Below are 12,203 nucleotides of genomic sequence, written 5' to 3' on the forward strand. Positions count from 1 at the left end.
AGTAACTACAGCACCTCCGAGTTGGAAAGGAGCTGAGCGCTAGCTGAAAAAGCACTGTGTACTGTTTCAGTATCAATACGTTTATTGTCATCAGCACTAAACTCAGCTACCAAGCTTCCATCCCTAAGTAAGCCGATCCTGTCCGCTACCTGACATGCGCCATAGACATCATGAGTCACCATAAGAACAGCCTTACCATTATTAGCAAGGCTGCGAACGATTCGATGAAACTCATCAATTGCGCTTGGGTCCAACCCCGAGGTTGGCTCATCCAATAACAAAATATCGGTATCGCGCAACATCGCCAAGGCGATGGCAACTTTCTGTCGCATGCCCTTAGAATAATCTCGTAAGAGATTCGATCGAGCCTCACGCTTTAGTGACACCCTTTCCAGAGTTTCTTCAATTAACGCTTGCTTCGGCTCAATACCAGCCAACTTTAAAAAGTAACGTAGATTTTCATACGCGCTTAAATGCTCATACAGTGTTGCCGACTCAGGCAAGTAAGCTATGGCCTTACGCGCTGCTGAAATATCAGCAGCAACGTCCTTTCCCTTCACCAGAACACGGCCTTGAGCGGGTTTAAGAAAACCCAAAAAGCTCAATAAGGTGCTTGATTTTCCCGCACCATTACCACCGAGCAAGGCGTAAACCTCACCATTATTGACACTAAAGCTAATGCCATTCAAAACGGGTTTGTTAGAACGAGAAAGAAAAATCGATTCCGCTTTTAACATTGTCATTTAAAAACTAAACCTCGCTGAGAGCAGTACATTACGAGGCGCACCAGGCTGCACCCAGACATCAGCAAACGAGTTGGTGTAATAGGTTTCATCAAATACGTTATTCACTTCAGCGCTCAATTCTAAGAGCTCAGATAGTCTGTAGTTTGCTGCTATTCGAGTGGTGGTATAACTTGGCAATCTAAAATCTTGATCACTAAAGAAACCGTTCCTATCATCAACATAAATAACCCCTGCAATAAGATCTAAATCTTTACCTATAAGCTGGGTTTGCTTAACAAGCTGAAGGCTCAATTGATTTTCAGGAATATTTAATAGCTCGGCTCCAGCGGGAACCTCAACACCAAAGTTTGCATCGTAAAAAGCATTTTTTGTTTTAGCATCGGTATAGGCATAAGAGAGCCAAAGATTAAGCGTATTTGTTAACTGGCCATTAATATCAACTTCTAAGCCCTGACTCTCGGCTTCGCCTATTGCAGTTGCATTAAAATCAGCATCTACGGTTGATATATTCGACTGCTGAACATCAAACACCGCAACCGTGCCCTGAAGAGCCCCATCATTTAACGCAAACTTAATACCGATTTCTGTAGACGTAGACTGGTTAGGCTCTAAATTATTAGAGCTTGTTGCCCCAGATAAAGGGCGAAAATTTTCACCGTAGGCTGAATAGACAGAGATCGCATCTGTTGCTTTATAAACCACACCAAACTGAGGGCTAACACGTGTCTCAGAGTATTGATCGACTTCACCAGAGCGTCGATTGTCGAGCTCTTGCTGATAATCATCAAAACGAGCACCTATTCGTACATCTAATTTATTGGTCAAACTCATTTGATCTTGAATATAAAAACCAAGAGACTCCTGAGTTTCTAAACGATCCGTATTAGGCTGAGGCACAGGTAAAGGATAAGCGCCGTATACAGGGTCAAAAATATTAATAACCTGATTTGTTTCAGCTAAGCGATCGAGCTCGTCCTCAACGGGCTTACTGTCATCAATCTTCTCTCCACGTGCACGTAAAAACACTTGGTCGTTTTCGAATTTATCGGCATCTACACCAATGATAAGACGGTGCTGAATAGCGGCCGTTGAAAAAAGCCCACTTATTTCGGCTCTTAACACCTGATACCTAGCATCGTAATCTCGGTATCGGCGAAAGCGTGTAAGATGCTCACCGTCTAACTGAAGAAACTGTCGACTGCCATAAAAACCATTTTCGGTTGCATTCCCCTCTAAAGAAGTATCACGGGAATTAAAACCAAGTAAGGCACTCCAGTTGTCATTAAAGTCATGCTGAAACTCTAACTGATGACCAAGCACATCTGCCTTCATTGGCCCATCATCAGGTTCGCCAAGAAAACGGCTTTGAGGAATGACACCGAGTTTCTTTTCTTCGCCCTCGAGACCCACGGCGACCACACCACGATCAAAGGGGGTTTCTTGGTGACTGTATTCCAACTCATAAGTCAGCTGGCTTTGCTGATTCACTCGCCAAGTCAAGGAAGGGCTCAAGCCCTGCTTGGTGGACTCGATGGTATCGCGAAAACTACCTGCATCTTCATAAAAACCAACAATTCGTACAGCCACATCATCCGTCAGTGGTGAAGTCCAATCCAGATCGGTGCGGTAAGTATCAAAGCTACCCGCCGAAAGACGAATTTCCCCTTCGCGCTCAAAGGTCGGGCGCTTAGTTACAAGATTGATCGTACCACCAGGCTCTCCTCGTCCAAAAAGTGCTGCTCGAGGGCCTTTTAATACCTCAACAGACTCAATACCAGAAAGGTCACGCGCTCCACCAAAACCACGCCCGGCATTAAAACCATTAACAAGATAATTACTTGGTAAATTTTCATCACCAACAAACCCACGAATGGCAAAGCTATTCCATAAACCACCAAAGTTATTCTGCCGAGCAACGGATGCAGAAAGGTCTAGCGCTTGAACCAGATCAAGGGCGCCTGCGTCTTGCAATACTTGAGAATCAATTTTCAATTCAGCCTGAGGAATCTCCAGCTCCGCAAAATCACCTTGATATGCTTGGCGCATGCCAATAACGGTAACCGTCTCAATGCCCTGCTCTGTTTTATCGTTTGATTGAGCATTAACAAAGCCACAATTGAAAAAAGAAATGGCCACACTGCCAAGCATAAGCGCTTGGGTAACTTGCTTATTCACGTTTACTCCCAAATAAAATGATGCACCAACAGAAAGTGGCGACACGAAAATGATACGTTATAGCATATCATTATATTGTTAGTGTGCATTTATAGCTATCGCCTTTAATTGAAAAATGAAGCAGCTCTCACTTTTGGACAAAAGCGCCAAATGCTGACGGGCTTAAAAAAACTTGGGCCTATTTTCAATAAACCATAGGCATAAAAAAAGCGCGTGGCTTTTAGCCTACGCGCTTTAATACAGGCGGAGTTTCAAGCCTTAGAACTTAACATCAACCTGAGGGCTTAAGTCTGCCTCGTAGTCTACGCCATCAACACCAAAACCAAAGAGCTTCAAGAATTCACTGTTATAACCTTTGTAGTCTGTTGTGTCGTAGAGGTTCTCCTCTGTCACTGCAGGCCAAATCTCTTCAACTTTAGCTTGCACGTCCGCAGCTAACTCAAGGTTATCAACACGCATGCGATTAGCGTCATCTAAGCGCGGGCTGTCATTAAATAAGCATTCGGTATACAAGCGATAAAGCTGCTCGATACAACCTTCGTGAGTACCGTTCTCTTTCATCACTTTATACAAAGTAGAAATGTACAAAGGCATAATGGGAATAGCCGAACTCGCTTGAGTCACTAGGGCTTTAAGCACACAGACGTTCGCCTGACCACCTAGGGCTGTTAAACTTTCAGTGATGGCAGCGGCGGCACGATCCAAATCTTCTTTTGCCTTACCAATGGTTGCATGACCGTAGATGGGCCAAGTCAGCTTTTCACCTAAGTAGGTGTAACTTACGGTTTTAGCACCTTCGGCAAGTACGTCAGCTTCTTTAAGCGCGTCTATCCACATCTCCCAATCTTCACCGCCCATAACCTTAACAGTGTTAGCGATTTCTTCATCACTGGCAGGCTCTACTGTCATATCAGCGATTTTTAGGGTATCCGTATTTAGGTTTTTAGCCGTGTAGCTTTGGCCAATTGGCTTTAATACCGAGCTATAAGTCTCGCCAGTATTAGGGTCTGTGCGACGAGGAGACGCCAAGCTGTAGATAACCAAATCTACTTTGCCTAAATCTTCTTTAATAATGTCGATGGTTTTTTGCTTAGCTTCGTTGCTAAACGCATCACCATTGATGCTTTTGGCATACAAACCAGCTTCAGCAGCTTTAGCTTCAAATGCTGCGCTGTTATAAAAACCAGCAGAACCCGTTTTGCGCTCAGTAGCAGGTTTTTCAAAGAACAAACCCAGTGTTTTGGCACCATAACCAAAGGCTGCGGTAATACGCGAGGCCAATCCGTAACCTGTAGATGCACCGATCACCAATACGTTTTTAGGGCCTTCACCTTCAATCCCTTGAGCCTTGATGTAGTCGATCTGCTCCTGCACGTTAGCGGCACAGCCCTCAGGGTGGGCGTTAGTGCAAATAAAACCGCGAACTTTAGGTTTGATGATCATGCTGTTTTCCTGTTTATTTCCAGTGGCTGGTATAATCGCGGCGGATTATATATCAAGGTCGGCTGTGAACAAACGTGCATCGTACAGGCTTCATACAAATAGCCAAGCTCAGCGATGCCCCCCATAAGACACGCCAGCCCAACAAGCACCTCAATCTAGCCAATAAAACTATGTTTAAACTCCGCTATAACAGCCCCAAAGCTTGGGTCGACGCCGTAATGAATGACTTCGACACTTTTCTAGTTGACCACGCCGCCGCCGAGAAAAAAGCCTCTGGCATGGCCGTGTCTATGCTCAGCCACTACCCCGATAGACAAGAACTGGTGATGGCCATGGTCGATTTAAGCCTCGAAGAAATGGTGCATTTTCGCGATGTACTCAAATTAATGAATAAACGCGGACTGATTCTCGCACCAGATACCAAAGATGCTTATGTAAATAAGTTACGTAAACATATGCGCCAAGGCTCGGAGCTCTACATGCTCGACCGCCTGATTATTGCAGGTATCATTGAAGCTCGCGGCTGTGAACGCTTTGGTTTAATTGCCGATGCCCTTCCCGAAGGCGAATTAAAAGGCTTTTACAAAGCGATTACCGAAAGTGAAGCCCGCCACGAAAGTTTATTTATCGATCTAGCTCGCACGTACTTTGAAGACAGTGTTGTCGATGCTCGTTTAGATGAGTTATTGGATGTCGAAGCCGAGATCTGTGCCGCCTTGCCTATTCAAGCAGCGCTTCACTAAAAATGAGTAAAGCACTGAGGCAGTACTTAAAGAACTACGCCGAGACAGAGCACAAACTCTGCCTCGCACTGCCAATAACAGTGCGAGAACATGTTGTTGTTATCCCAGCTTGCCATGAACACCTACACTTTGTGGAGCGGCTAAGCCAGCACCCACAAGCAGAAGCCTTACTGTTGATCTTGGTATTAAATGAACACCAACAAAGCCCAAGACAATTTGTAGAACAGAACCAAGTATTTAAAAAAGCATTACTGGCGCAAGCACAGCTTATTGGCTGCCAAGAGCACGTAAGCCTCTTAAGCTTTCAATCATTACAGATATTATTGATAGAACGCTGTGCAGAGCGAGCCCTGCCCCCCAAGCAAGGTGTTGGTTTGGCGAGAAAAATAGGTGCTGACTGCGCCACCGCCTTAATTGACCAAGGCAGCGTGCTCAGCCCTTGGATATACAGCTCTGATGCTGATGCGCAGCTGCCAGATAACTATTTTTCTCTGACTAAAAACCGAACAGAACAACAAAGCGCAAGTGCCTGGACTTTTAATTTCAAACATATAGGTGGTGAAGCGGATGTTGCCAAGGCAACACGGCTGTATGAATACGGTTTGCACAAGTGGCGTATTCAGCTTGAACGGGCAGGCTCACTTTACGCCTACCACAGCCTTGGCAGCGCCCTCGCTTTTAATTATCAAGCTTACGCCCAAGTGCGCGGGTTTCCTAAGCGCTCAGCCGCAGAAGACTTCTATTTATTAAACAAACTCGCCAAGCTGCAAGGCATCGCCTATGCCGAAGATATATGCATCAATATTGAAGCTAGGCTCTCAGAACGCGTACCCTTTGGTACAGGCCCGGCAGTAGCACAAATATGCGAACAACAGCGCTTAGGAGAAGCCTTTACTTGGTACAACCCAAAGATTTTTATAGAGTTAAAAAAAGTATTAAGCCTACATAACGCCCTTTTTGCCGAAGGGATAAACGCTATCCATACGTTAGAAAAGAGCAGTCAAACCGCATTAAAAGAAGCGGGTATAGAATCGTTTTTAGCTCAACGCTCTAAGCAAAACGACAGCCCATCTAGCTTTGCGCGACACTTCCAACACTGGTTTGATGCTTTTCAAACCTTAAAATTCATTCGCCGCCTGCAAACAAGCACGTATCCGCCCACAAAGGTAGAGGCAGTTTTGTGACACATGTCTTATAATGGCGTTAAACTTAGCATTGGATGCTGCCTAATTACTTATGCACATAAACCACACTATCGATAGTCAGAGTGAACTAGCGCAAGCTGATCGCCGTCGACGTGATACGCTGAGTCGGGCTATGTGCATAACCGTATGCGCACTGCTACTGGTTTTTGCCCTTAAGAATTTTATTACCGGCCCCATAAGCCTTGGCTTTAGCTTACTTGGTTTTGCCGCAGCCAAAATGCTGGCTTATGCAGCTTACCGCCAATTCAAAAAACTCGATTTTTTCTGTTATTACCTTGTTACCACGGGCGCCCTGCTTTGCTTATTTCTTGCAGCTCATGGGGCAACCGACAACAGTGGCTTGATGTGGGTCGCCGTTTTTCCCTCAGTGCTATACAACCTATTGCGGGTAAAGATCGCCGCGTGCATCAATACTCTTCTCGTCTTCTGCGTTGTATACATACTTTTTACCAGCAACCCATTTTACTTCGCGACCTATGCTTTTTATGTAAAAATTGGTGGCACAGGTGCCTTATTGCTCGCCTCAGCTTTTACCTTCTTTCAAGCTCGTGAGCGTGAATTAAACGCCATAGCCGTCAATCACCTTAACCACGAACTACACCATATCGCTTCAACCGATGAGCTAACCGGTTTAGCTAACCGTCGGGATATGAGCCTACGCCTCGAGTTCGAGTGCAAACGCGTTAAGCGCTCAAACAGTGACTTTGCTCTTATCTTATGCGACATCGATTATTTTAAGAAAATTAACGACAGCTTCGGCCACAGCGAAGGCGATAAAGCCCTTCAGGCTTTTGCAAAGCTACTAACCAGCAGCTTTAGAGATACCGATAAAGTGGGCCGCTGGGGAGGGGAGGAATTCTTAGTCATTCTACCTAATACCAACTTGCATGAAGCCATAAGCCTTGCTGACAAAGTGCGTAAAAGTATCTGTCAAGCTAGCCTCCTGCCTAACACTCCCAACCGTTTAGTCACCATGAGCGCAGGAATATCTTGCTCCTCACAAAGCCACGATATGACCGAGCTCTTGGGTATTGCCGACAGTAATCTTTATACGGCGAAAAACTCGGGCCGTAATCGCGTTAGTCCAGAAGCCTAAATATTCTGCCCAAGTCGGTGTACACTGCGCGCTCGAATATAAGGCAGGTTTATGGATTTTTTCGAACACGCAATACTCTTAGTCGTCGCCCTTGTCAGTAACGCCCTATCGGCCATGGCCGGAGGTGGTGCAGGCCTCTTGCAATTACCAGCCTTGATCTTCCTCGGCCTGCCCTTTTCTCTAGCGCTGGCCACCCACAAAATAGCCACGGTCGCCCTCGGTGCTGGTGCAACTCTCAAACACGCACGCAGCGGTAACGTCGGCTGGCCTTTTGCATTAACGATGCTAGGTGCAGGCCTACCCGGCGTTGTACTCGGGGCCAATACCATTCTTAGCATTCCCGCTGTTATTGCTCAAAGCGCTTTAGGTGTATTAACCATCGGTTTAGGTGTTTATTCCATCTACAAAAAAAAGCTTGGCCAAGATTATCAAGCCAAACACCGCGACACCTCAGGCCAAATATTAGGAGCCTTGGGGCTTTTTGCCTTAGGCTTTTTTAACGGTTCGTTAACTTCGGGCACGGGTTTATTTGTTACTATCTGGCTAATTAGTTGGTACGGTTTTGATTTCAAGCGCGCCACAGCTTACACCATGATCTTGGTCGGGTTATTTTGGAATGGCAGTGGCGCTCTCACCTTAGCCTTACTCACGGAAGTAAAGTGGGATTGGCTACCGATGCTGATACTCGGCTCCATACTTGGCGGCTATATAGGCGCTCACTGGGCCGTCACTTATGGCAACCGAGTCATTAAACGCGTATTTGAACTGGTCACCATTGCAATGGGCATCGCCCTGATTTACAAGAGTCTTATCTCATGAGCAGCCCTCTCTTAATTCAGCTCGATCCGCGTAATATTATGCGCAGCTTTAAACAAATCGATAGCGAAGCGCCCTCTTACACCCTAAAACGCGAACACTGCAGCATGCGTTTACTTCAAGTGCTTGCTTGTACCTGTGTCTGCTTGATTCTCATTCACTACCTTAAATATTCCTCAAGCTTTATCGCTGCATTAGCCATGCTCAGTGAACTGCAAGGTGAAGCTTCTAACTATTGGCTTAGTCAAATCCAAGCTAGCGGCTTTGCTCGCTTATTTAGCTACACATGGTGGACCTCTTGGCACCTGATTGGCTACGTGCTCTTGCCCTTTTTACTCATTCGCTACGTACTTAAGATGCGTATGTCTGATATGGCCATAGGCTGGGGCGACACCCATAAACACTGGCTTGGTTATGCGCTTTTACTTAGCCCCATCTTATTCTTTATTTTCTTAGTCAGCTTCCGTTCAGACTTTTTACAGCACTACCCTTTTTATGATGATGCCGGGCGCAGTTGGTTTGACCTTATCGCTTGGGAAATCCTTTACCTTTGCCAATTTGCCGCACTTGAGTTTTTCTTCCGAGGATTTATTTTACAAAGCTTAAGGCCTGCCATCGGTGCAGGCGCTATTTGGGTCATGTGTGTACCCTATTTAATGATTCACTTCCCCAAGCTCTGGTTAGAAGCCACTGGCGCCATCTTTTTTGGTTTTTTCTTAGGCATACTCGCCCTGCGTTCGTTCTCTATCTGGGGTGGTTTTTTGGTGCATGCCGGTGTCGCCGTCACCATGGATCTTGCCTCCTTGATTCAACAAAACCGACTACCTCAACAGTTTTGGCCCTTTTAAGCCCTAGAGTAAACATACAACCATGAAGCATTACGACTGCATTATTATTGGCGGCGGAGCCGCAGGGCTAATGTGCGCGGCAACGGCGGCGGCAAGAGGCAAATCCACCCTTGTACTTGATCACAGCAACAAAGTCGGCAAAAAGATTTTAATGAGCGGTGGTGGCCGCTGTAATTTCACGAATTATTATATTGAGCCTACCAACTACCTCAGTGCCAATAAGCACTTTTGTAAAAGTGCGCTTAGCCGCTTTACTCAATGGGATTTTATTGCACTGGTCGATAAACACGGCCTCGCCTACCACGAGAAAACACAAGGCCAGCTTTTCTGTGATAACAAAGCCTCCGACATTCTTACCATTCTACTTAATGAATGTGAACAAGCCGGTGCCGAAATACAAACCCACTGCGAAATAAGCAAAGTAGAAAAGAACGAGCTTTATGAACTACAAAGCTCACAAGGCCCCTTCAGCTGTACATCCTTAGTTGTCGCAACAGGAGGCTTAAGCATACCTACCATGGGTGCAACAGGCTTTGGTTATGAACTTGCTCGCCAATTTGGTTTGCAGGTCAGTGAACTGCAAGCAGGGCTGGTGCCTTTTACCATTAGCGATAAAAACTTAGACAGCTGTAAAGCTCTAGCGGGCGTCTCCCTACAAGCGCTTATCGAATGCAACAATCAAAGCTTTAACGATAAATTGCTCTTTACGCACAGAGGCATAAGCGGCCCCGCTGTTTTACAAATAAGCTCCTACTGGCGCTCTGGTGATGAGCTGCGTATCGACTTACTACCAGGCCTTGACCTAGAAGAACAACTTAAAACATGGCGTCAACAAGGCCAAAAAGGCGAGCTTAAAAACCTATTGAGCAAACTAGATGAACTCGACCTTGCCAAAAGCTTTATTCAGCAATGGTTACAAGAAGACGCCGAACTTCGCCCTTGCGATATGAACGATGAAAAAATACAGCGCGTTTGCCATGCTCTTAAAAACTGGTGCTTCAAACCTTCCGGCACAGAAGGCTGGCGCACTGCAGAAGTCACCCTAGGCGGCATTGATACCAACGAAGTCAGCTCAAAAACCTTTGAGGCTAAAAACGTCGACGGTTTGTATTTTATTGGCGAAGTTTTAGACGTTACCGGCTGGCTAGGTGGTTTTAACTTCCAATGGGCATGGGCCAGTGGCTGGTGTGCGGGGCAGTATGTTTAATTGGATTGATGGGATACGAAAAACAAACAGAACTTGCCTAGTTTTGTACAGGCAGAATAAATTTGGGTAGTGAGCTTAGCTTCCTAATAGAGAGGAAATACTTATCTGAATCATCAAGCAATCAGTATACGCTCCACCGATGAAACCACCCTATAGTGCTGTTGCTCCAGCTAGATCGGGCATTATAAAGACGCTAGGTACAGAAGTATTCTGATAATCACCACTCAGGTTTCGTAAGTATTCATTCTAGAATGAATACTTAGCTTAGCGCAGACGCTCACTCCACCGACCGTTGTTCTCCCTGTGACACGTTTCTTCCGTATCGAATAATACGTGGCGATCAACATCTTGTAATGTAAACGGTAACAGGCCAAGTTTCTGCGCAATCAAGTCTAGAAATTCTGCATTACCACCCACTCGATATAGCAGCTCTAAGTTCTCGTCAGTATCGAACACACAAATAATAGACAGGCTAGCGGGGAAGTCAGAGTAACGGACACTATGTGTTAACCACTTAAAACCCTGAAACTGAGCAAGAGCGTCATTGCAAGCCTCGTTTAGCACTTTAATCAGCTGTTTTTCTAGTTTTTTGTCTGTCTTACGCATTACCTAAACTCGATATAATTTACCACTCGCGCTTAAATCAGGCAGGACACAACTTTCCCACCGTAATAGGCCGACTTGTTGGCTAGCTGTCACTAGCACAACGATCTAAATTCAGCATAAGCACCAAATAACAAAAGGAACAATCCTTGCAATTGTAACAGGCTCTAAGATTCAAAAAAGCGAGACCCCAATGACACAACTCGATTGGACAAAACACTTAACTGGCGGGCGCAAGCATACATTTACTACGAACGAAGTGATCCTCCGCCCAGGTATGGACAGAGAGCATTTTTTTGTCATCCTCCAGGGGCGAGCCCGTATTCACCTACAACACGACCAAAAAGAACTGACGCTCGCCTACCTTAAAACTGAAGACATTTATGTTAGCCACAGTCGGGCTTGGGTGTCTGCGGAGTCTGATTTACTGATAGAACGCTGGCCCTTAGCACAATTTAAGCGGCTACTGAGCTTAGAGCCTATGATCGCACTACAAGTCATTCAAGAACTCGGCCACCTGCTACACAACACCATCAACGTAATTGAAGACTTAAGTTTTCGCAGTGTCAGTCAACGATTAAGTAGGGCCCTACTATTAAGCTCCAAGCATCAACAAAGCGAATCGATTGACTTACCCTACAACATGCAAGAGCTAGCACAACAGCTTGGAACATCTAGACAGACCTTATCAACCGAATTTAACCAGCTAATTAAACAGGGACTCATAAAACGCCTAAGTCGGAAAAAGATTAAATTATTACAACCTGAGCGCCTTTCTAACATTTGTGAAGGTTTTGTCAGCTAGCTGACAGACATAAATCATGGCATTGGGTACTTTTATCAACTAACAGCATTAGAGGTCTTAGCTGTTAAGCAATGGCCCAACCAATCCATTTAATTTAAGGAGATAGACAATGACAGCCCAAGCGAAACCTGACCGCTACGTCTCGTTTTGCAATATCCATTGCGATCAAGACGCAGATGAGCTGGTCACCCTGCTAAACACCGAGCTGAGTAACGGCAGTGGCCGAGCCCTCTGGCAAGATTATTTTGCAGGTAAAAAACAACAGCAAATGAAGCTAGAACAAGACAACCTGCTCTTTATTGGCACCCAGGTGAACGTACTGTTCGAATATTTTACTGAAGTCGGCAATGACAAAGCCATAGAGCTCTTAGAGAAAATTGAAGAGCAGTGTCTCTAAATTCTTAAATATCCCGAAGCCAGTGACGCCCTTATTCGCAGCTAGGGACAAGTTAATCACCAACGGCTTAGCGCAACTTATAGTGCCCTTGCCTCATGGAACAATTAGGCTATCAAAAG

The 12,203-nt window shown here is 45.5% G+C and carries 12 protein-coding genes; 8 read left to right on the top strand and 4 right to left on the bottom strand.

Annotation, left to right across the window (positions count from 1 at the left end; all coding sequences use genetic code 11):
• Positions 1-5: 5 nt before the first annotated feature.
• From AB1S55_RS17015 to fabV, 3 genes are all read right to left on the bottom strand, one after another.
• Positions 6-743, bottom strand: coding sequence for an ABC transporter ATP-binding protein (locus AB1S55_RS17015; RefSeq protein ID WP_370979379.1), 738 nt, complete (start codon positions 741-743; stop codon positions 6-8).
• The gene (locus AB1S55_RS17020) at positions 744-2,921 is read right to left on the bottom strand and encodes a TonB-dependent siderophore receptor (RefSeq protein WP_370979380.1); all 2,178 of its coding nucleotides are present in this window, start codon (positions 2,919-2,921) and stop codon (positions 744-746) included.
• A 258-nt stretch (positions 2,922-3,179) separates the two neighbouring features.
• Positions 3,180-4,364: an enoyl-ACP reductase FabV gene (gene fabV / locus AB1S55_RS17025; RefSeq protein ID WP_370979381.1), complete on the bottom strand. Its 1,185-nt coding sequence runs from the start codon at positions 4,362-4,364 to the stop codon at positions 3,180-3,182.
• A gap of 170 nt (positions 4,365-4,534) precedes the next feature.
• On the opposite strand from fabV, the gene AB1S55_RS17030 reads away from it, so the two are divergent.
• Genes AB1S55_RS17030 through AB1S55_RS17055 form a run of 6 tightly spaced genes read left to right on the top strand, consistent with a single transcriptional unit; the run spans position 4,535 to position 10,279 of the window.
• Positions 4,535-5,107 (top strand): tRNA-(ms[2]io[6]A)-hydroxylase, encoded by a 573-nt coding sequence (locus AB1S55_RS17030; RefSeq protein WP_370979382.1) that lies wholly within the window; start codon positions 4,535-4,537, stop codon positions 5,105-5,107.
• A 2-nt stretch (positions 5,108-5,109) separates the two neighbouring features.
• On the top strand, positions 5,110-6,291 hold the full coding sequence (locus tag AB1S55_RS17035; RefSeq protein WP_370979383.1) for a hypothetical protein: 1,182 nt from the start codon (positions 5,110-5,112) through the stop codon (positions 6,289-6,291).
• Positions 6,292-6,343: 52 nt separating this feature from the next.
• On the top strand, positions 6,344-7,408 hold the full coding sequence (locus AB1S55_RS17040) for a GGDEF domain-containing protein (RefSeq protein ID WP_370979384.1): 1,065 nt from the start codon (positions 6,344-6,346) through the stop codon (positions 7,406-7,408).
• Positions 7,409-7,459: 51 nt separating this feature from the next.
• The gene (locus AB1S55_RS17045; RefSeq protein WP_370979385.1) at positions 7,460-8,227 is read left to right on the top strand and encodes a sulfite exporter TauE/SafE family protein; all 768 of its coding nucleotides are present in this window, start codon (positions 7,460-7,462) and stop codon (positions 8,225-8,227) included.
• Positions 8,224-9,072, top strand: a complete 849-nt coding sequence (locus AB1S55_RS17050; protein ID WP_370979386.1) for a CPBP family intramembrane glutamic endopeptidase — start codon at positions 8,224-8,226, stop codon at positions 9,070-9,072. Before AB1S55_RS17045 ends, AB1S55_RS17050 begins: the two co-directional genes overlap by 4 nt.
• Before the next feature lie 22 nt (positions 9,073-9,094).
• Positions 9,095-10,279 (top strand): NAD(P)/FAD-dependent oxidoreductase, encoded by a 1,185-nt coding sequence (locus tag AB1S55_RS17055; protein WP_370979387.1) that lies wholly within the window; start codon positions 9,095-9,097, stop codon positions 10,277-10,279.
• 264 nt (positions 10,280-10,543) lie between these two features.
• Here AB1S55_RS17055 and AB1S55_RS17060 read toward each other — a convergent pair whose 3' ends face one another.
• Complete coding sequence (locus AB1S55_RS17060; protein ID WP_370979388.1) at positions 10,544-10,885, bottom strand: Fis family transcriptional regulator; 342 nt, start codon at positions 10,883-10,885, stop codon at positions 10,544-10,546.
• A 190-nt stretch (positions 10,886-11,075) separates the two neighbouring features.
• Between AB1S55_RS17060 and AB1S55_RS17065 the strand changes: the two genes are divergently transcribed.
• Positions 11,076-11,687, top strand: a complete 612-nt coding sequence (locus AB1S55_RS17065; protein ID WP_370979389.1) for a Crp/Fnr family transcriptional regulator — start codon at positions 11,076-11,078, stop codon at positions 11,685-11,687.
• 109 nt (positions 11,688-11,796) lie between these two features.
• Entirely contained in the window at positions 11,797-12,084 is a 288-nt protein-coding gene (gene cowN / locus AB1S55_RS17070) for a N(2)-fixation sustaining protein CowN (RefSeq protein WP_370979390.1), read from the top strand.
• Positions 12,085-12,203 lie beyond the last annotated feature (119 nt).

The organism is Agaribacterium sp. ZY112 (assembly GCF_041346925.1).
GTDB lineage: Bacteria > Pseudomonadota > Gammaproteobacteria > Pseudomonadales > Cellvibrionaceae > Agaribacterium.

Bases quoted from the DNA above. Each gene is read 5' to 3' on its own strand.
- AB1S55_RS17015 (WP_370979379.1), bottom strand. From the start codon at position 743: ATGACAATGTTAAAAGCGGAATCGATTTTTCTTTCTCGTTCTAACAAA.
- fabV (WP_370979381.1), bottom strand. From the start codon at position 4,364: ATGATCATCAAACCTAAAGTTCGCGGTTTTATTTGCACTAACGCCCAC.
- AB1S55_RS17030 (WP_370979382.1), top strand. From the start codon at position 4,535: ATGTTTAAACTCCGCTATAACAGCCCCAAAGCTTGGGTCGACGCCGTA.
- AB1S55_RS17035 (WP_370979383.1), top strand. From the start codon at position 5,110: ATGAGTAAAGCACTGAGGCAGTACTTAAAGAACTACGCCGAGACAGAG.
- AB1S55_RS17040 (WP_370979384.1), top strand. From the start codon at position 6,344: ATGCACATAAACCACACTATCGATAGTCAGAGTGAACTAGCGCAAGCT.
- AB1S55_RS17045 (WP_370979385.1), top strand. From the start codon at position 7,460: ATGGATTTTTTCGAACACGCAATACTCTTAGTCGTCGCCCTTGTCAGT.
- AB1S55_RS17050 (WP_370979386.1), top strand. From the start codon at position 8,224: ATGAGCAGCCCTCTCTTAATTCAGCTCGATCCGCGTAATATTATGCGC.
- AB1S55_RS17055 (WP_370979387.1), top strand. From the start codon at position 9,095: ATGAAGCATTACGACTGCATTATTATTGGCGGCGGAGCCGCAGGGCTA.
- AB1S55_RS17060 (WP_370979388.1), bottom strand. From the start codon at position 10,885: ATGCGTAAGACAGACAAAAAACTAGAAAAACAGCTGATTAAAGTGCTA.
- AB1S55_RS17065 (WP_370979389.1), top strand. From the start codon at position 11,076: ATGACACAACTCGATTGGACAAAACACTTAACTGGCGGGCGCAAGCAT.
- cowN (WP_370979390.1), top strand. From the start codon at position 11,797: ATGACAGCCCAAGCGAAACCTGACCGCTACGTCTCGTTTTGCAATATC.